Origin of the sequence: Brevundimonas sp. MEB006b, from assembly GCF_030209705.1 — a bacterium.
Classification (GTDB): Bacteria; Pseudomonadota; Alphaproteobacteria; order Caulobacterales; family Caulobacteraceae; genus Brevundimonas.
In genome coordinates, this window is record NZ_JARVRL010000001.1 from 302,440 (window position 1) to 321,240 (window position 18,801).

The 18,801-nt window shown below is 69.1% G+C and carries 18 protein-coding genes; 9 read left to right on the top strand and 9 right to left on the bottom strand.

Features of this window, described 5'->3' with window-relative positions; all coding sequences use genetic code 11:
• The first annotated feature begins 45 nt into the window (after nucleotides 1-45).
• From QRN13_RS01480 to accD, 8 genes are all read left to right on the top strand, one after another.
• On the top strand, nucleotides 46-846 hold the full coding sequence (locus tag QRN13_RS01480) for an undecaprenyl-diphosphate phosphatase (RefSeq protein WP_055754691.1): 801 nt from the start codon (nucleotides 46-48) through the stop codon (nucleotides 844-846).
• A 4-nt stretch (nucleotides 847-850) separates the two neighbouring features.
• Nucleotides 851-1,750, top strand: a complete 900-nt coding sequence (locus tag QRN13_RS01485) for a class I SAM-dependent methyltransferase (protein ID WP_284876552.1) — start codon at nucleotides 851-853, stop codon at nucleotides 1,748-1,750.
• Between the two features lie 32 nt (nucleotides 1,751-1,782).
• Nucleotides 1,783-2,535 carry a pseudouridine synthase gene (locus QRN13_RS01490; RefSeq protein ID WP_165115242.1) on the top strand — a complete coding sequence of 251 codons (753 nt, stop codon included), beginning with the start codon at nucleotides 1,783-1,785 and terminating at the stop codon, nucleotides 2,533-2,535.
• Between the two features lie 40 nt (nucleotides 2,536-2,575).
• Nucleotides 2,576-3,217, top strand: coding sequence for a phosphoribosylanthranilate isomerase (locus QRN13_RS01495; protein ID WP_165115244.1), 642 nt, complete (start codon nucleotides 2,576-2,578; stop codon nucleotides 3,215-3,217).
• Nucleotides 3,218-3,306: 89 nt separating this feature from the next.
• Complete coding sequence (gene trpB, locus QRN13_RS01500; RefSeq protein ID WP_284876588.1) at nucleotides 3,307-4,509, top strand: tryptophan synthase subunit beta; 1,203 nt, start codon at nucleotides 3,307-3,309, stop codon at nucleotides 4,507-4,509.
• The gene (locus tag QRN13_RS01505) at nucleotides 4,506-4,985 is read left to right on the top strand and encodes a hypothetical protein (protein WP_284876553.1); all 480 of its coding nucleotides are present in this window, start codon (nucleotides 4,506-4,508) and stop codon (nucleotides 4,983-4,985) included. The genes trpB and QRN13_RS01505 overlap by 4 nt, the downstream gene beginning before the upstream one ends.
• The gene (gene trpA / locus QRN13_RS01510) at nucleotides 4,982-5,824 is read left to right on the top strand and encodes a tryptophan synthase subunit alpha (RefSeq protein ID WP_284876554.1); all 843 of its coding nucleotides are present in this window, start codon (nucleotides 4,982-4,984) and stop codon (nucleotides 5,822-5,824) included. Before QRN13_RS01505 ends, trpA begins: the two co-directional genes overlap by 4 nt.
• Nucleotides 5,825-5,834: 10 nt before the next feature.
• Nucleotides 5,835-6,725, top strand: a complete 891-nt coding sequence (accD, locus tag QRN13_RS01515; protein ID WP_161640606.1) for an acetyl-CoA carboxylase, carboxyltransferase subunit beta — start codon at nucleotides 5,835-5,837, stop codon at nucleotides 6,723-6,725.
• Here accD and QRN13_RS01520 read toward each other — a convergent pair.
• Entirely contained in the window at nucleotides 6,680-7,123 is a 444-nt protein-coding gene (locus QRN13_RS01520) for a DoxX family protein (protein WP_284876555.1), read from the bottom strand. The genes accD and QRN13_RS01520 overlap by 46 nt on opposite strands.
• 36 nt (nucleotides 7,124-7,159) lie before the next feature.
• Between QRN13_RS01520 and QRN13_RS01525 the strand changes: the two genes are divergently transcribed.
• Nucleotides 7,160-8,446 carry a bifunctional folylpolyglutamate synthase/dihydrofolate synthase gene (locus QRN13_RS01525; protein WP_284876556.1) on the top strand — a complete coding sequence of 429 codons (1,287 nt, stop codon included), beginning with the start codon at nucleotides 7,160-7,162 and terminating at the stop codon, nucleotides 8,444-8,446.
• On the opposite strand, the gene QRN13_RS01530 is transcribed toward QRN13_RS01525, so the two are convergent.
• From QRN13_RS01530 to QRN13_RS01565, 8 genes are all read right to left on the bottom strand, one after another.
• Nucleotides 8,443-8,628: a hypothetical protein gene (locus QRN13_RS01530; RefSeq protein WP_066552684.1), complete on the bottom strand. Its 186-nt coding sequence runs from the start codon at nucleotides 8,626-8,628 to the stop codon at nucleotides 8,443-8,445. The two genes, QRN13_RS01525 and QRN13_RS01530, sit on opposite strands and share 4 nt — an antisense overlap.
• A gap of 72 nt (nucleotides 8,629-8,700) precedes the next feature.
• Complete coding sequence (gene trxA / locus QRN13_RS01535) at nucleotides 8,701-9,030, bottom strand: thioredoxin (protein WP_017506226.1); 330 nt, start codon at nucleotides 9,028-9,030, stop codon at nucleotides 8,701-8,703.
• A 116-nt stretch (nucleotides 9,031-9,146) separates the two neighbouring features.
• Nucleotides 9,147-12,575, bottom strand: a complete 3,429-nt coding sequence (gene addA / locus QRN13_RS01540) for a double-strand break repair helicase AddA (RefSeq protein ID WP_284876557.1) — start codon at nucleotides 12,573-12,575, stop codon at nucleotides 9,147-9,149.
• On the bottom strand, nucleotides 12,572-15,640 hold the full coding sequence (gene addB / locus QRN13_RS01545; protein ID WP_284876558.1) for a double-strand break repair protein AddB: 3,069 nt from the start codon (nucleotides 15,638-15,640) through the stop codon (nucleotides 12,572-12,574). The genes addA and addB overlap by 4 nt, the downstream gene beginning before the upstream one ends.
• A complete protein-coding gene (gene murU / locus QRN13_RS01550; protein WP_284876559.1) occupies nucleotides 15,637-16,356 on the bottom strand; it encodes an N-acetylmuramate alpha-1-phosphate uridylyltransferase MurU in 720 nt (239 codons plus the stop codon). The genes addB and murU overlap by 4 nt, the downstream gene beginning before the upstream one ends.
• Nucleotides 16,353-17,444: an N-acetylmuramate/N-acetylglucosamine kinase AmgK gene (amgK, locus tag QRN13_RS01555; protein WP_284876560.1), complete on the bottom strand. Its 1,092-nt coding sequence runs from the start codon at nucleotides 17,442-17,444 to the stop codon at nucleotides 16,353-16,355. Before amgK ends, murU begins: the two co-directional genes overlap by 4 nt.
• On the bottom strand, nucleotides 17,437-17,895 hold the full coding sequence (gene tsaE, locus QRN13_RS01560) for a tRNA (adenosine(37)-N6)-threonylcarbamoyltransferase complex ATPase subunit type 1 TsaE (RefSeq protein ID WP_284876561.1): 459 nt from the start codon (nucleotides 17,893-17,895) through the stop codon (nucleotides 17,437-17,439). Before tsaE ends, amgK begins: the two co-directional genes overlap by 8 nt.
• The gene (locus tag QRN13_RS01565; protein WP_284876562.1) at nucleotides 17,892-18,746 is read right to left on the bottom strand and encodes a 1-acyl-sn-glycerol-3-phosphate acyltransferase; all 855 of its coding nucleotides are present in this window, start codon (nucleotides 18,744-18,746) and stop codon (nucleotides 17,892-17,894) included. Before QRN13_RS01565 ends, tsaE begins: the two co-directional genes overlap by 4 nt.
• Between the last annotated feature and the right edge of the window lie 55 nt (nucleotides 18,747-18,801).

Below are 18,801 nucleotides of genomic sequence, written 5' to 3' on the forward strand. Positions count from 1 at the left end.
ATCCGGGCGCGGCGCGTTCCGGGCGCATTGGTTTTCGAGGGTCTCATGTCGGACTGGCTTGCCGCCATTATTCTGGGTCTGGTCGAGGGGCTGACCGAGTTCATTCCGGTCTCGTCCACCGGCCATATGCTGCTGCTGGGCCATTTCATGGGCTTCGAGAGCGCGGGCAAGACCTTCGAGATCGTGATCCAGCTGGGCGCATTGCTGGCCATCGTCAGCGTTTACTTCAAGAAGCTGTGGACCCTGGCGACGCGCTGGCCCTTCGACGCCGAGGCGCGCCGGTTCCTGATCGGGCTGCTGGTCGCCTTCGCGCCCGCCGTCGTGATCGGTTTCCTGGCCTATGACTTTATCAAGACCGTGCTGTTCGAGACGCCGCAGGTGGTGTGCATCGCCCTGATCGTCGGCGGGGTGATCCTGCTGCTGCTGGACCGGATGGACAAGAAGCCCAAGTGGCTGGACGCCGAGGCTTATCCGATGCGCATCTATTTCCTGATCGGCCTGTTCCAGTGCCTGGCCATGATCCCCGGCGTGTCGCGCTCCGGCGCCACCATCGCCGGCGGACTGCTGCTGAAGACCGACAAGCGGTCGGCGGCTGAGTTCAGCTTCTTCCTGGCCCTGCCCACCATGGGGGCGGCGGTGGCCTATGACCTGCTGAAGAACCACAAGACGCTGGATTTCAGCGACATCGGCCTGATCGTCGTGGGCTTCGTCGTGGCCTTCATCTCGGCCCTGGCCGTGGTGCGGTTCCTGCTGGATTTCGTATCCAAGCGCGGCTTCGGCGTCTTCGCCTGGTGGCGGATCGTGGTCGGGGTCGTGGGTCTGGTGCTGTTGCAGGCGGGGTTCTGAGACCATGACCACGCTTCTGTACGGCCGCCCGCCGGTCGTCTTCGATCCGCCCGGCGACGCAATCCAGACCTCGCCCCTGATTCCGGACTCGGCTGCGCTGGAGGCGCAGGAACCGAGCTCGGCCGACAGCGTCATGATCTACGCCCCGCCCGGCGTGCTGGAGCGGCGCTATGTGCTGGCCCTGGCGCTGAAGGCGCTGAAGGTCGGCGGACGGCTGGACGTCATGGCGCCCAAGGACAAGGGCGGATCGCGCCTGGCCAAGGAGTTGAAGGCGTTTGGGGTCGAGGTCGCCGAGACGGCCAAGGCGCACCATCGCCGCTGCATCGTCATTCGGCCCGAAACGGTCGAGGGGCTGGACGAAGCCATCGCCGCGGGCGAGCCGCAGATCGTGCCGGGGCTGGAGGCCTGGTCGCAGCCCGGCGTGTTCGCCTGGGACCGGATCGATCCGGGCTCGGCGCTGCTGGCCGAACATCTGCCGGCGATGAAGGGCGAGGGGGTCGATCTGGGCTGCGGCTACGGCGCGCTGTCGATCGTGGTGCTGCGCTCTCCCGCCGTGAGCAAACTGAAGATGGTCGATCTGGATCGCCGCGCCATCCAGGCCGCTCGACGCAATATCGAGGACGACCGCGCCAAGGTCTGGTGGTCGGACGCCCGCACCCTGGAAGCCAAGGGCGACAAGGATTTCGTCGTCAGCAATCCGCCCTTCCACGACGGTGGGGCCGAGGACCGGCGGTTGGGTCAGGCCTTTATCCGCAAGGCGGCCGAGCTGCTCAAAAAGGGCGGCGTCGCCTGGGTCGTCGCCAACCGGCACCTTCCCTATGAGGCCGAGTTGAACACGGCGTTCAAGCGGGTGCGGCTTGTCGCCGAGGCGGGCGGCTACAAGCTGTTTGAGGCGGTGAAGTGACCGCGCTCAAGCAGTCCGAAGGGCGGTAGCGCATGAAGAAAACCCCGACGTCGAGGGTCGATCGTCTGCTGGGCTCGATGGGCTATGGATCACGCGCCGAAATGGCGCGGATGGCCAAGGCGGGCGGCATCGTGCTGGACGGGGCGGACCTGACGGACGTGTCCAAACGCATTGCGGTGACGCCGGACCTGCCCACGCGAATGGAGATCGACGGCGAGCCGCTGGACCCCGTGCAAGGGCTGGTGATCCTGCTGAACAAGCCGCTGGGCATGACCTGCTCGCACAAGGAAGAGGGGGCGCTGGTCTATGACATCCTGCCGGGACGGTGGCGGGCGCGCGATCCCGCCATCTCGACCATCGGACGTCTGGACAAGCAGACGACGGGCCTGCTGCTGCTGACCGACGACGGCGATCTGCTGCACCGGGTGATTTCGCCCAAACGCCATGTGGCCAAGGTTTACCGGGCGGGTCTGGCGCGACCGCTGACGGGCACGGAAGGCGCGCTGTTCGCCTCGGGCGAGCTGGTGCTGGAGGGCGAGGACAAGCCGTTGGCGTCGGCGGTGCTGGAGGTGGTGTCGCCGACCGAGGCCCTGCTGACGGTGACGGAGGGCCGCTATCACCAGGTGCGCCGGATGTTCGCCGCCGCCGGCAACCACGTCGAGACCCTGCATCGCGAACGGCTGGGCGGACTGGTCCTACCCGCCGATCTGGCGCCCGGTCAGTGGCGCCTCGCGACGGCGGATGAGGTCGCCTCGATTTTCACGACGCCCGAGAGCCTGGGTTGAAGCTCTTGACGCCTGCGGGATCGAACGCGCAGGTCGAGGGATGACCACTAAGATCAAGATCTGCGGCCTGACCACGCCGGACACGCTGGATGCCGCGCTGGATGCTGGGGCGGATTTCGTCGGCTTCGTGATGGTCAAGGCCAGTCCGCGGTACGCGGGGCCGGCCTTGGCGAAGCGGCTGGTGGATCGGGCGCGCGGCCGAGCGAAAACCGTATTGTTGTTTGCCGACATGGTCGGTCCTGAGATGGACGATCTGGTTCATGATCTTCGGCCCGACATGATCCAGCTGCATGGTCGCGAAACGCCGCTTCAGGTTCGCAACGCACGGGCCGACTGGGAAATTCCAGTGATCAAGGCGGTGGGGGTGGCCGGCGCAGAGGACTTGGTCGGACTGGAAGCGATGGAAGCGTCGGCAGACCACCTGCTGCTGGACGCCAAAGCGCCCAAGGGAGCCTTCTACAGTGGAGGGCATGGGTTGGCTTTCGACTGGACCCTGCTGGCGGACCGGGCGTTTCGCCATCCGTGGTTCCTGGCGGGCGGTCTCAACCCGGACAATGTGGCCGAGGCGCTGAGGATTACGGCTGCGCCCATGGTCGATGTGTCCTCTGGCGTCGAAAGCGCGCCGGGTGTTAAGGACGCCGACCGGATCGCGACCTTCATCCAAAACGCGCGCCGGTCGTAATTGCGACGCCTCTCCGCGTGAAAGTCGAAACCGTGAACGCCCAAACTCCCATCGTGGCCCCCATCCAAGCCGCCGATTCCGCCCAGCCGCTGTCGAACGCCTACGCCTGGCCGGATGCGCAGGGTCGCTTCGGTCCGTATGGCGGTCAGTTTGTGGCCGAGACCTTGATGCCGCTGATCCACGAGCTGGACGCGGCCTATATGGCGGCCAAGGCGGACCCCAGCTTCCAGGCCGAGCTGGACAGCTTTCTGACCCACTATGTCGGTCGCGAAAGCCCGCTGTATTTCGCCGAGCGCCTGACCGAACATTTCGGCGGCGCCAACATCTGGCTGAAGCGCGAGGACCTGAACCACACGGGCGCGCACAAGATCAACAACTGCATGGGCCAGATCCTGCTGGCCCGTCGCATGGGCAAGACCCGCATCATCGCCGAGACCGGCGCGGGTCAGCACGGCGTGGCGTCGGCGACCGTGTCGGCGCGCTTTGGGTTGCCCTGCACCGTCTATATGGGCGCGGTGGACGTAGAGCGGCAGCAGCCGAACGTGTTCCGCATGCGTCTGCTGGGTTCGGAGGTCTTCTCGGTCACGGCCGGCGCCGCGACCTTGAAGGACGCGATGAACGAGGCGATGCGCGACTGGGTCACCAACGTCTCGGACACCTATTACATCATCGGCACGGCGGCGGGTCCGCACCCCTATCCGGCCATGGTGCGCGATTTCCAGTCGGTGATCGGCAAGGAGATCAAGAGCCAGTCGATGGCCCGGATGGGCAAGCTGCCCGAAGCGGTGGTCGCTTGCATCGGCGGTGGCTCGAACGCCATCGGCGCCTTCCACCCCTTCATCGAGGACGAGAGCGTGCGCCTGATCGGCGTCGAAGCGGCCGGCCATGGTCTGGATACGCCGGATCACGCGGCCTCGCTGAAGGGCGGGCGGTCGGGCGTGCTGCACGGCAATCGGACCTATTTGCTTCAGGACGAGGACGGCAACATCGTCGAGGGGCACTCGATCTCGGCCGGGCTGGATTATCCGGGCATCGGGCCAGAACACGCCTGGTTGCACGACATCGGCCGGGCCGAATACCGCTCGGCGACAGACAATGAGGCGCTGGAAGCGTTCCAGCTGTGCTCCAAGTTGGAAGGCATCATTCCGGCGCTGGAGCCGGCCCACGCCCTGGCGCGGACGGGCGAAGTGGCGCGCGAAGTCGGCAAGGGCGGCGACGTCGTCCTGCTGATGTCGGGGCGCGGCGACAAGGACATCTTCCAGGTCGCCAAACATCTGGGAGTGAACCTGTGATCCATACTCTTGTTGCGGCGACCGCCGTCCTGAGCCTGTCCGCCGCCGTTGTGCAGGCCCAGACGCCTAGCCCGACACCGGCCCCCTCTGCGCCGCAAGGCGGTCCGGCCGACGTTGGCCTGCTGCCGGGCGCGGAGCTGTCGCCCGATTGCGGAGGGCTGAACAATCTGACGGGGCGGGCCTGGTGCGTGACCGCGCAGCTGGGCCAGATCGGCGCTCTGGCCGACGCCTATATCGCCGATCTGGAAACCAAGAACTGGCTGGCCGCCGGCGGCGACGACAACCGCGTCGTCTTCATCAAGCGCCGCGAGGCCGGCGGCTGCGACGGCATGCAGATGGTCGCCTTCTACGACACCACCAAGACCGCCGTCGCCGAACTGCCTGGCTATCTGGGCTTCGCCACCATTCCGGGCGACGTGTGCGCGGCTGCCGCGGCCGCGACACCGCCTGCCGCCGCCGGATCTCCGCAACAATGACCACCGCCCGTATCGACGCGCGCTTCAAGGCGCTGAAGGCCGAGGGCCGTGCGGCCTTCATTCCTTACGTCATGGGCGGCGATCCGTCGCGCGAAGACGCGCTGGCGATCCTGAACGGCCTGCCGGCTGCGGGCGCGGACATCATCGAACTGGGCTTTCCGTTCAGCGATCCGATGGCCGAGGGGCCGCCGATCCAGCGGGCGGCGATCCGGGGCATGGCGGCGGGGTTCGGCCTGCGCTCGACCATGGATCTGGCCAAGGAATTCCGTAAGGGCGACGACGCCACGCCCATCGTGCTGATGGGCTATCTGAACCCGATCGAGAGCTTGGGCTATGACGCCTTCGCCGCCTATGCCGCCGACTGCGGCATCGACGGGCTGATCGTGGTGGATTGTCCGCCGGAAGAGGCCGGGCCACTGATCGAGGCGCTGGACAAGGTGTCGATCTCGCTGATCCGCCTGGCGACGCCGACCTCGGATGACGACCGGCTGAAGATCGTTGTCCAGGGCACCTCGGGCTTTGTCTATTATGTCGCCGTCGCGGGCGTGACGGGCGTCAAGGAAGCGAACGCGGATGTCGTGGCGCCGGCCGTGGAGCGGGTGCGCAAGGCCTCGGGCCTGCCGGTCGCGGTCGGCTTCGGGGTCAAGACGCCTGAACGGGCCGCCGAGATCGCCCGCGTCGCCGATGCGGTGGTCGTCGGCTCGGCCCTGGTGGACGAGGTGGCGGCGGCGCTGGAGACGAACGAACCCGTCGCGGCGCGCGTTCTGGCCCGGGTGAAGGCGCTGGGCGATGCGGTTCGATCCGTCGCCGCTAGTGCTTCCGTGGCGGAAACCGTCTAAGAGCGCGCGGATGAACGACAAGACCAAGCCTCAGGAAAAGCGCGGCGGCTGGCTGAGCCGCTTTGCGCCCGGCGTCCGCAAGATCGTGTCGCGCCGCGACACCCCGGACAATCTCTGGGTCAAGGATCCCGACAGCGGCGAGATGCTGTATCGCTCGGACCTGGAGGCCGCCCTCTGGGTGACGCCGTCGGGCCGGCATATGCGCATCGATGCGCCGACGCGCCTGAAGGCCACCTTTGACGGCGGCGTCTTCCAGGCCATCGACACGCCGGACGTGCCGGAAGATCCGCTGAAATTCTCGGACGGCAAATCCTACAAGGATCGCCTGAACGCCGCGCGCAAGGCCGCGGGCCGCAAGGACACCATGGCCATCGGCTATGGTTCGGTCGGCGGTCAGGACGCGGTCGTGATCGTTCAGGATTTCACCTTCATGGGCGGGTCGCTGGGCATGGCGGCGGGCGAAGCCTTCATCAAGGCGGCGCGCGAGGCGGTGAGCCGCAAGGTTCCGCTGGTCTGTTTCACCGCCGCCGGCGGCGCGCGGATGCAGGAGGGCGCCCTGTCGCTGATGCAGATGGCGCGCACCACCCTGGCAATCGAAGAGCTGAAGGACGCCAGACTGCCTTACGCCGTGGTCCTAACGGACCCGACGACGGGCGGGGTGACGGCCTCCTACGCCATGCTGGGCGATGTGCATCTGGCCGAGCCGGGGGCCCTGATCGGCTTCGCCGGACCGCGCGTGATCGAGGCGACCATCCGCGAGAAACTTCCGCCCGGCTTCCAGCGCGCCGAATACCTGCAGGAGAAGGGCATGGTGGACCGGGTCGTGACCCGCGCCGATCTGCCGCGCACCCTGGGTCAAATCCTGTCCATGCTGATGGACGGCGCCCGCGCCGCCGCCTGAGACCGTCTGAAGGGCCAGTCGATCGCGGTCGAGGCCCACAGGCACCACCAGACGATGACCGGCTGAAACAGCAGGCGCGGGCCGTGATAGGCCCAGCCTAACACTGCGCCCGACGTCATAAAATTCACGGCATGCTGGATGTTGGCCGGATAGACGCAGATGGCGTAGGCGGCCAGCGCCCAGCCCGCCGCAATCCGCAGGCGCGGGATCATCAAACCCGCCGCGCCCAGCAGTTCGGCGATCCCCGTCAGGGCCACGACCAGGGCCGGCTGCGGAACCCACGCCGGCGTGATCCGCACGAAAGGGCTCGGGACCATAAGGTGCAGCACCCCTGCGCCCAGGAAGGCGGCCACGAGGACGAGGCGAGCCGCCGTTCTGATCTGCGGCCTGGAAGTCATGTCGCGGTTCTCGAAATCAGGGGGTAAAGGAGGCGGATGGATCCCGTCTCCGAACGACTACGCGCGCGCCACCCCCAGCGGATCGACCTTTCGTTGGAAAGAATGCGCGTGCTGTGCGCGGCCCTTGGCGATCCGCAGCACAAGCTTCCGCCGGTGATCCATGTGGCGGGCACCAACGGCAAGGGGTCGACCGTGGCCCTTATCCGCGCCATCGCCGAGGCGGCGGGGTTGAAGGTACACGCCTACACCTCGCCCCATCTGGTGCGGTTCAATGAACGGATCCGGCTGGCCGGAACGCTGATCGAGGACGACTATCTGAACGCGATCCTAGACCGGATCGAGGCGATCATGGCCAAGACGGACAGCGAGGCCACGGTGTTCGAAAGCACCACCGCCGCCGCCTTCCTGGCCATGTCCGAGACGCCCGCCGACCTGGCCATCATCGAAGTGGGTCTCGGCGGGGTGCTGGACGCGACCAATGTGATCGAGCGGCCGCTGCTCAGCGTCATCGCCCCGATCGACTACGACCATGCGGAGTTCCTTGGCACGGATCTGGCCGCCATCGCCTCGGAAAAGGCGGGTGTGCTGAAGGCTGGAGCGCCGGCCGTGATCGCGCGCCAGAAGGAAGAGGCGATGGCCGCCATCGAACGGCGCGCCGCCGACGTCCATGCGCGGCTGACCGTGCTGGGAGTCGACTTCGACGCCTGGGCCGAGCGGGGCGGTCTGGCGTTCCAGACGGCCGAACTGTTCATGGACCTGCCGGCGCCGGCTCTGGCAGGCGCGCATCAGATCGACAATGCGGCCCTGGCCGTGGCGGCGGCGGTCGAGCTGGACCTGCCCGAGGCCGCGATCGCCGAGGGGCTGAAGCGCGTGCGCTGGCCCGCGCGTCTGCAACGGATTTCGGCGGGGCCATACGGCGCTGCTGCCAAGGCGGCGGAGGCGGAGCTGTGGCTGGACGGGGGGCATAATCCCCATGCGGCGCGGGCGCTGGCGGCGTTTCTGGCCGAGCGTCAGGCGCGGGCGCCGCGTCCACTGGCTCTGATCTTCGGCATGTTGAATAACAAGGACGCGGGCGGTTTCTTCGCTGCGCTGAAGGACAGCCAGGCCACCGTCTTCACCGTCGGCTTCGACGGGGCTGCAGCCGAGCCGTCGGCCCTGGCGGCCGTGGCGCGCGGGCATGGTCTGGCGGCGACGCCTGCGGGATCGGTTTCTGAGGCGCTGGACCTGGCGCTACGCCTGGGCGCGGGCCGTGTCGCCATCTGCGGATCGCTGTATCTGGCCGGCGAGGTCTTGGGCGCCAGCGAGGAAACCTGGCCGGTCTAGCGCGTCATCCAGGGCTTGGACTTGCCGGCGGCGATGCGGGCGGCCTGTTCGCGCTGGAAGCGACCGCCGCGCGGCGGCTTGGCGCGCGCATCCAGCCTGGCGTTTTTCAGGCGCAGGGCCTTCTGGACCGGGGTCTCGCCGGGGATGTCGTCAGCCGGGTTCGGGGTGTCTTCGTCGCTCATGGCGCCATCCTAGCATGAAAAACGCCCGCCGGTCGGACCGGCGGGCGCTTGATCTGACAGGGTCGAAAGGGCTCAGGCCTTGACGCCGGCCTCGGCGAGCCATTCGACGATCTTGCCCTTGGGCATGGCGCCGACCTTCATCGAAGCCATCTGGCCGTCCTTGAATAGCATCAGGGTCGGAATGCCTTTCACGCCCAGCTTGGACGGAGTCATGGGGCTGTCGTCGATGTTGATTTTGGCCACGGTGACCTGACCGCCCAGTTCGTCGGCGATCTGTTCCAGCGCCGGGCCGATCTGTTTGCAGGGGCCGCACCATTCGGCCCAGAAGTCGACCAGGACGGGGGTCGAGGATTTCAGGACGTCGGCGTCAAAGCTCTCGTCGGTGACTTTTACAGTCGCCATGAATGGCTCCTTGGGCGCTTCGCTCGGCGCGCGGCGCCTCGCTGCATGAGCGCGTGTTGGTGTTGGCCGGATGTGTCCGGGTTCGATGGCAGATGTGGGAGCGAATCGCGGGCAATTCAACTGCCCGCGAGCGCCGCCGCCAGCAGGGTTTCCGGAATGGGCATCAGCTTGGGGCCGTCGGTCCAGACCAGGGCGGCCTCGACCGGGCGATCGGGATAGAGGCGCTTCAGCACGGCGACATAGACGGCGGCCTGCAGCACATAGGCGGGATCGACCGCCTCGACGGCGTCTGGCGCAGGGCGGTTGGTCTTGTAATCGACGACCAGAACCTTCTCGGGCGTGACCACCAGCCGGTCGATGCGGCCGTTGATGGCGACGCCGGGCGGCAGGTCGGGCGTTGATCCCGTCAGGGCGACCTCGGCGCGGGAGCCGGGACCGAAGACGGGGGCGAAGCGGGCGTCGTCCAGCACGGAGAAGGCGGCGGCGATCATCTCGGCGCGCTGGGCCTCGTCCAGATCGGTCTCGCGCGCCAGAAGGCGCCGGGCGGCGTCCGGGCGGTCGGCGGGCGCGATCTCGGGCAGGCGTTCCAGCAGCCGGTGGATCAGGTCGCCGCGCCGGAACCGGCCCAGCGCGGCACCGCCCGCCTCGGTCCTGGCCAGGGGCGAGGGGGCGGGAATGCGGATCGCGCCGCCCTCCATCCGCGACGGCGAGGCGAAGCGGGCGGCGGCGTCGGCCGGCGGCGGCGAGGCGGCCCAGGCGGGCAGGGCGGCGGCGAGCCGGATTTCATCGGCGGCGACCGGGCGACGCTCGGGATCGACGCCATAGCGACGCACGCCGTTGTCGATTTCGCGCACCTGATCGCCCAGGCGGTCGAAGGTTTCCGAGAGGATCGACCACCAACTGCCGGCCTCGGCCCCCCGGCTTGAGGCGCGGCCCATGACGATGACGCGGTCCCGCGCGCGGGTCAGGGCGACATAGAGCAGGCGCAGGGTCTCGTCGTCGGTGCGGGCCTGGCGTGCGGCGCGGGCGTCGGCCGAGGCCGGGCAATCGTCCTTCGCCGAGCCGGGCGCCATCAGCCAGGCCTCGCCTTCGCCCTCCGGCGTAACGGCGGGCATCAGGGACGGACCTTGCGCCTTCGCCTTCATGGTGGTGTCGGGCAGGATGACGATGGACGCCTCCAGACCCTTGGCGCCGTGGACGGTCATGACGCGGACCTCGCCGCGCGCGCCTTCCAGTTCGCGCTTCACCTCGACGTCGGCGGCCTCCAGCTGCGCGACGCAGGTCTCCAGATCGATCGCGCCCCGGTTCTCGGCGGCCAGCACCTGGTTCAGGGTCTCGTCGATGGCTTCTTCCGCCTCGCGGCCCAGCCGGGCCAGGATGCGGGCGCGGCCCGACCGCCCCGTATCGTCCACCCGGTTCAGGGCCTGGGAGAAGAAGGCGAAGGGATCGCCGCCGCGCGCGCCGATGGCGGCCTGCAGCGCATCGCGCGCGCGAGTCCATTCGGGGCGTTCGTGCGCCCGGTCGCGCAGGTCGCGCCACAGCTGGCCGGCCTTGCGGTCTTCGCGCCCGGCCAGCGCGTAGAGGCCGTCCTCGTCCACATCGCACAGCGGGCTGCGCAGCACCTCGGCTAACGACAGGTCGTCGTCGGGGAAGAGGGCGAAACGCGCCAGCGAGATCAGGTCGTCGAAGACGATATGGCTGGACAGCTTCAGCCGGTCCGCCCCGGCGACCGGCAGGCCTTCGGTCTTCAACGCGCGGATGATCTCTTCAAAGGTGGCGTCGCGGCGGCGGACCAGGATGATGTAGTCGCCGTATCCGGCGGGACGCAGGTCCCGCGTGCTGCGATCAAAGACGGCGACGCCGCTTTCGACCTGGCGGCGGATCTCGCGGGCCAGGTCGCGGGCCAGGCGCTTGCGGGCGCTGCCGGCGCTTTCCTGATCGACGGGATCGTCCCAGGCGTCGGTTTCTGGCGCGGGTTCGTCCAGGAACAGGGGCCACAGGTCGATGGCGCCGTGCTGGCCGATGCGGGCGGGCAGGTGTCGGGCGATGTCGCCCTGCGGGCCGGTCAGGGCGCGGGTGCGGTCGGGGTTGGCGAAGACGGCGTCGACGAAGGCCAGCACCTCTTCGGTCGAGCGGTAGGAGGTGTTCAGTTCCGGCCCGGCGAACGGTTCGCCGGCGCCCTCGGCCAGAGCAAGGAAGGCGCCGCGTTCCTGGCGCAGCCGTTCGGGCCGGGCGCCCTGGAAGGAATAGATCGACTGCTTCTCGTCGCCGACGGCGAAGACGGTGCGGCCGGACTTTTCGCCGGAGTAGAACTCGCCGGTCAGGGCGCGGACGATGGCCCATTGTTCGGGGGCGGTGTCTTGGGCTTCATCGATCAGAACGTGATCGACCCCGCCGTCCAGCTTGTACAGCACCCATGCGGCGGCCCCGCTTTGGGTCAGCAGGGCGGCGGCGCGCGCGACCAGGTCGGGGAAGTCCAGCGCCCCGCGCTGGGCCTTGGCGGCTTCGTAGAAGGCGGCGTGAGCGCGGGCCAGGGTCAGGACCTTGACCGTATCGTCGGCGACCTTGGCCTTGCGCAGGGCCTCGCGCGTGGCGAGGAATTTGGTCTGGAGGTCCAGCAGCCAGCCGACTGCCCCTTGGGGCGCCGACTTGGTGCCCATTTTGGCGCAGGGGTCGCCCTTCTCTGTGCAAAAGACTTTCGAGAGAGCCGAGAAACCAGCGTAAGGGGGAGCGGCGACGCTCATAGCGGCGGCGGTTTGCTGGTCCTTGGTCGATCCGGTCGCCATGGCCTCGGCCATGCGGTTCCATTCGCCGGGATCGATGAAGGCGACGAAGTCGCGCTCCAGGTCCTCCGGGCTGCGATCGCGTTCGGCGCCGGTCAAGAACCAGGGATCGGGCGCGGTTCCCGCCTCGGCCCGGTCGATATAGTCCAGCAGATCGGCGCGCTTGGCCTCGATCATCGACAGCAGGGCCTGGAACCGCTGCCAGTCCAGCTCGACGGCAAAATGGCTGTAGGCCTGGCCGATGGGGCCGTCCGGATCGGCGACGGCGGCGCGGGCCAGATCTTCGCGCGCGGCGTGGCTGAGGGCGGTCGCGGCCTGGTCCTCCAGCACGGTGAAGCGGGGCGAGACCCCGGCCTCCAGCGGGAACCGGCGCAGCAGCTTTTCGCAAAAGGCGTGGATGGTCTGGATCTTCAGGCCGCCCGGCGTCTCCAGCGCTCGGGCGAACAGCTTGCGGGCGCGGGACAGGGCGGCGTGATCCATCGCCTGCGGGTCGCCGTCGTCCAGCCGGGCCAGTTCGCGCGACAGGGCGGCGTCGTCCAGCACGGCCCAGCCGCCCAGCTGGTCGAACAGTCGGGCCTGCATCTCGGCGGCGGCGGCCTTGGTGTAGGTGACGCAAAGGATAGCGCCGGGATCGACCTGATCCAGCAGCAGCCGCGCCACCCGGTTGACCAGTGTGGTGGTCTTGCCCGAGCCGGCGTTGGCGGTGACGAAGACGGTCAGGCGCGGATCGGCCGCGATGATCTGAGGGGAGGGGGCGGTCATTCGCTGTCCTCGCCGTCGCCGATCACAGACCATTCCCAGACGCGGGCCAGATGATCGTAGTTGCCGCCCTGATTGCCCATGAACTGAGGCGCGGCCCAGGACACGTAAGGCGTATTCTCGTCGTCGAAGCGGGCGACGCGGCGCTTCAGCCCGTCCAGCGCAGCCTGCGCCAGGTCGGCGGCCTCAAGACCCGAGGCGCGGGTGACGACTTCGCCCGCCGTTTTTCGCCCGACCACGCGGACATAGGTGAGTTCGTCGGGCGTGACCGGGCCGTTGGTGTCCTTGAACCCGCCGTCGGCCAGGATGGCGGCAGTCAGGGTCAGTTGCGGGGCGAAGCCGGACTTGACCTGTTTGGCGGACGGCGCCGCACCGGTCTTGAAGTCCATGACCGCCGCGCCGTCCGACGCCAGTTCGATGCGGTCGGCGAAGGCCTTGACGGTGAAGGGGCCGGCTGGGGCGTCGAAGGTCATCGTCCCCTGCTGTTCCACCAGGATATCGACGCCGCGCGCCCGACGCCGTCGCTCGAACTCGGTCAGCCAGCGGGCGCAGTTGCGGGCCAGCGGCGCCTCGCGGGCCATGGCCGCATCCTCGAACCCGCGTGCGCCCAGTTCGCGCAGCAGATGGTCGTGCAGGATGGCCTCGCAATCGTCGGGCAGGTCGTTCGGCCAGTCCAGCGTCAGCCGCTCGATGGCGGCGTGGACGGCGTTGCCGCGCGCCAGCGCTTCGGCAGACGCGCCGGGCCGCTCCATCGCCTCCAGCCCCAGCACCCACAGGGCGTAGATGGCGTAGGGGTCGCGCACCCAGCGTTCGATGCGGGTGACGTAGAGGCTGCGCGGACGGCGATGCACGGGCGGGCGCGGCTCTGGGCGTTTGGCGAACTGCGGCGGGCCGGGCGGCGGCGCATCCAGGGCGCGGGCCCAGTCGATGACGGCGGCCGGGCGGGCGATGGCGACGGGCGTTTCGACAGCGTTCGCGCCGCGCGTCAGCATCTCCAGTCGCCACAACCAGCGCGAGCGGACGGCGGGCTGGCCGCCGCGCCGCTCGCTGTGGATCAGGATGACTTCATCGGCGCAGGCGGCCTGGACAAAGTCCTGCGCCGTCTGGCCCAGGCGGCGTTCGGGCGGGGGCAGGCCCAGAGCCTTGCGCATCGGGCGCGACAGGAAGGGATCGGTCGGGGCCGCCTGGGGCCAGACGCCCTCCTCCAGCCCGGCCAGAATCATCCGGTCCGCCCTGACCAGACGCGCTTCGATAGCGCCGAGAATGCGCAGCGACGGATGTGTCGCCCCGCCGGTCCGCACGACGTTTTCCTTGACCAAGGACGTGACCAGTTCGGCCAGTTCCGCGCGGCGGATGCGGCCAAGCGACGCCCCGCCGTCGATCAGGCCGGACAACAGGGCGGCGGCGGCCTCGCCGTCGGGGCCGGCCCAGGCGTTCTGGCCGGCCAGGGTTTCGATCAGCCGGGTCAGGGCCGAGGCGGCGACGTGCAGACCCGCATCGGGGGTGAACACGGCGGTCGCGGCCTCGACGGCGGCCTGAAGCTGATCGACCAGGCGGGTCGCGGCCGACAGCCGGACCTGTTTCCATTCCGGCGGCGCCTTGCCGCGCCGGTCGGGCTGCACCGCTTCCAGCAGACGGCGATGGATGGCGGCGAAGTCGCGTGGACGGGGGCCGCGCAGGGCGTGTTCCTCCAACGCGGCGACGGCTGCCGCTTGAGAGGCGTCGCCCAGGTCGAACCGGACCAGCGGATGTTTGACGACGGCCAGCAGCAGATGCGGCTGGACCGGATCGGCGATCCAGCGGGCGCACAGATCGACCAGGGCGCCGGCGGGCAGGCGCGACAGAGGGGCGCCGGCGGACGAATCGGGGATGACGCCCCAGCGCTCCAGCCGGGCGGTAACGCGACGGCCCAGGGCCTGATCTGGCGTGACCAAGGCGCAGGTCTTGCCCGGCGTTTCCAACGTCTCGCGCATCATCAGGGCGATGGCGGCGGCGGCCTCTTCCTCGGCGCGGACGGTCAATAGGGACAGGCCCTGAAGCCCTTCGGCGATGGGGTCGCGCGCCTCGCTGCGCGCGGCGGCGGATGAGCGGATGTCGCGGATGGCGCGGCGCCAGTCGTCGGTAGCCTCGGCGGGACGCAGGGCCTCGTTGAACAACCGCTGGCGCGCCAGTCCGCGCGCCTCGACGGCCGCGGGAACGGCGGGACGGAACCAGGGGCGGACGCTCTCGCGCGCGATCTCGCAGCGGTCCAGCAGCCGCTTCATCGCGCTTTGCGGATGCTGTTTGTCCAGCCGGTCCCAGACGCCGGCGTCCAGATCCAGGTCGAGGCCGGGCAGGACGACGCAGCCCAGCGGCGCCCGGGCCACGGCCTTCAGCACGTCGCCGGCGGCGGGGACGGTGCCGGTCGAACCGGCGGCGATGACGGGCTGGCGCGGCGGCTCGCGGTCCCACAGGTCGGCGAGGCGGCGCAGCAGGGTCGCGCGACGCCAGGCCGGATCGACCAGACCCAGTTCGGCCAGACGCTTCGGCCAGGCCTCGACCGCCAGACCCAGAAACTCGGCCGACCGTTCCCAGTGTTCGGCCATTTCGCCGTCGACCAGTGTGGCGATCCGCTCCGGGTTCTGAACCTCTTCCAGTTGGCAGGAATCGAGGAAGCCGCCCAGCGCATCGGCCAGATCCAGCGCGCGCATCGGGCTCAGGAACGCATCGAACTGTTCGACGATCATCCGCGCCATCTCGAACCGGCGGGTCAGGGCGGGGATGGCGGGCGGCAGGTCCATACCCAGGGCGCCGGGCGTAAAGGGCGGCTCGTCCTCCTCCAGATCGCCCAGCGGCCGCACCTGAGGCAGCAGGATGGGGCGACCCTGCGACAGCTTGGACAGGGTGCCGGTGAAGGCGCGCGCCGCCCGGCGGTTGGGCAACAGGATAGTGGCGTCCGACAGGGTTTCGGGCGGCAGATCGCCCAGCCAGGCCAGGACGCCGGCGGCCAGGTCTTCAAGGAACGGCCGGTGCGCGGGGATGGCGTACCACCGCGGCGTGTCGCCGAGGAAGGGATCGAACAGGCTCACGCCTCTCCCGCCAGTTTCGCTTCGGCCTCATCGCGCGCCTGCGGGTCGCCGACGTGCATCCAATCGCCGTCCAGGACGCAGCCGAACAGACGTCCTTTAGCGGCGGAGTTGCGCCAAAGGGGGCTGAGGGAGAAGGGGCCGTCGGGGCCGTGATCGGCATAGCCGGGGCGGGTGATGTGGACGCCCATATAGGCGAACGGCGCGGAAGGGGCGTCGCCCCGGAAGGTTAGCTTTCCGTCGTCGGCCATGAAGAAATCGCCGTCGCCCCCAAAGCCGATGGAGCCTTCGCGGCGGGCCAGCAGCAGGACGGCGTCCATCGTCTCGGGGTTCCACAGGCGGATCAGATCAGTGAGGGCGTCGCCTCGGTCGATCCAGACGCTGTCGATGTTGGCGACGAAGACGGGCTCCTCACCCAGCAGGCCGTGGGCCTTCTTCAGCCCGCCGCCGGTCTCCAGCAGCTCGGCGCGTTCGTCGGAAATCACGATTTCGGGGCCGCGTCCGCGCGCCGCAAGATGCGCTTCCAGCCGGTCGGCGAACCAGTGGACATTCACTACCGCCTTTTCGACGCCGGCCTCCGCCAGACGGTCCAGCACATGGTCGATCAGGGCGCGGCCCTGCACCTCGACCAGGGCCTTGGGTCGGTCGTCGGTCAGGGGGCGCATGCGCGTACCCAGGCCGGCGGCGAGCACCATTGCGGTCTTTGGAGCACGGGTCATGCACGCACCTCGGCAGGAACGTGGCGGTCAAACCAGCGGGCGACGGGCGCCAGAGCCGGCTGGTCCAGATTGGCGTTCAGATGCCGCCACATGCGCGGCAGAAACTGGCGGTATCGCGGTTTTCCATCGCGCGCGATCAGCCGGGCGAAGATGCCGATGATCCGCGCCTCGTTCAGGGCGGCGAGGCCGGCGTAGTCGGCCATGAAGGCGACGCGGTCGACGCCGGGGCGCAGGGCGAAATAGCGGTCCAGGGCCTCGGCCTCCAGCGCCGGCGACACGTCTCGGCGGGCGTCCTGCAACAGGGAGTGCAGGTCCCAGGACGGGTGGGCGCGCACCGCGTCCTGGAAGTCGATCATGCCGACGCGGGCGGCGCCGTCGCGCTGGGGCAGCCAGATCAGGTTCTCGGCGTGATAGTCGCGGTGGGCCATGACCGAGGCCCCGGCCGCGCCCGAGGCGACGATGGGCGCCCAGGCCGCGCGCCAGTCGGCGATGGCGGCGGCGTCGAAGCGGACGCGGTCGTCGAGCTTCGGCAGCCATTCGACGAACAGATCGGCCCCGCCCTGAAGCGCCGTCTCGTCATAGGTCAGCAAAGGCCAGTCACCGCCGGGGCCGTGCAGGGTCTGCGGCGGGGTTCCGGCATCATGCAGGACAGCTAAGGCCTCGATGGCGGCCAGATAGAGGGGCGTCTCGTCGGCGCCGTCTCCGATCACGCGGGCGAACAGGTCGTCGCCGAAATCCTCCAGCACGGCCAAGCCGTTGGCGGCGTCCAGCGACGGGATTTCGGGGGCGGACAGGCCCAGAGACTTCAGATGGGCGGCGACGGCGGCGAAGGCCTCGATCCGGCCGGCGGACAGGCGGGCCACGGCGTTCCAGCCGGCGGCGTGACGCTGTTCGGGCGTCCAGCGCGGATCGCACGGCTGGCTTTCGGCGGCGGGGGCCTGATCCATCAGCATCAGGGTCGGACCGGTCGTCGGCGTCAGCCGCTCGTAACGCCGCGTCGAGGCGTCGCCGGGCAGGGGGGCGCGCACGGCGTCGGCCAGACCGGCGGCCTTCAGGAAGTCGATACGGAGGGTTTCGCGGTCAGACATGCAGTTCCTTCAGCCCCGTTTCCCACCGGCCTACGCCGGAAACGGTCGCAAGGCGGCCGTCGTCCTGTTCGGAGATTTCGATAATCAGCTGATCCGGCCCCAGGAACCGGCCTGGCTCCTCGCCCAGACGCTCGGGCCATTCGATGACGGCGCATCCCTCGTCCAGCGCCTCGTCCAGACCGATCTCGAACGCCTCTTCCGGTCGGGTCAGGCGATAGAGGTCGAAATGGGCGACGGGCGGGTCGCTTTCGTAGAACTGGACCAGGGTGAAGGTCGGACTGGGCACGTCTTCGTCCGGCGTGGTCAGGGCGCGGATCAGGCCGCGCGCCAAGGTCGACTTGCCCATGCCCAGCGGCCCGTACAGCAGGACACTGTCGCCCGGCGCGAGCAGGGGGGCAATGGTCTGGCCCAAGGCTGTAGTAGCCTCGGCGTCGGGTAGGGGGATCTTCATGCGAACACCGTGTCGGCATCGGCGGCCAGGGTGCGTTCGGTGAAATGTTTCAGCGCCTCGGCGGCCTTGGCGGCGTCCACGTCCAGCCGGTCTGCGGGAATGGGCAGACCGACATCGACGCCGAACGGCTTGCCTTCCTTGTTCAGCAACTCGTGGAACAAGGTCACGTCGCGCAGCTCCTGCGAGACCTTGTCGAACAGGTGGAACAGGCGGCTGTAGGGGCCGGTGACATGCATGGGGATCACCGGCGCATCGTATTTACGCGCCATCGAGGCGGCGGTCGGCGCCCATTCGGGATCGGTCAGGACGCCGTTCTTCTCGCGCGCCAGACGACCGGCGGGGAACATGACGACGCAGCGTTCGGCCTCGAACGCCTCCTTGGCGGCGTTCAGGGTGGCGCGGGTCTTTTCGCGGGTGCGTTTGTCGTGGACCCATTCGACGGGGATGATGGTCTCCTTCAGCCGGGGCGAGACGCGGATGGCGTCGGCGTTGGCGAAGAAGATCATGTCGCTGCGGCGCCGTTTGATCGCGTCGAACACGGCGACCCCGTCGGCGATGCCGGTGGGGTGGTTGCAGACGACGACGCAGCGGCCGGTCGCGGGCAGGCGGTCCAAGTTCGTCGTCGTCACCTTCAGCTTCAACAGGTCCGAGACGTAGTCGAAGGTCTCGGTCCCCGACAGGTCGCGGATGGCGTCGGCCATTCGCACCGCCGCCCCATAGCCCAGCACCCCGTAGAGCGCCGGCCGCACGACCGGCCACAGCGGCGAGGCGGTGAGGCGCGGCGCGCGCTCGGCGATCAGCACATCGACGATGTGGGGCCGGCGTCGGGCGGGGAGCGGTGTTGCGGTCATGAATGAACGCTTGTCGCCGGTTCGGTCGGAGGGGGCAAGATGCGCGGCGTCCTGT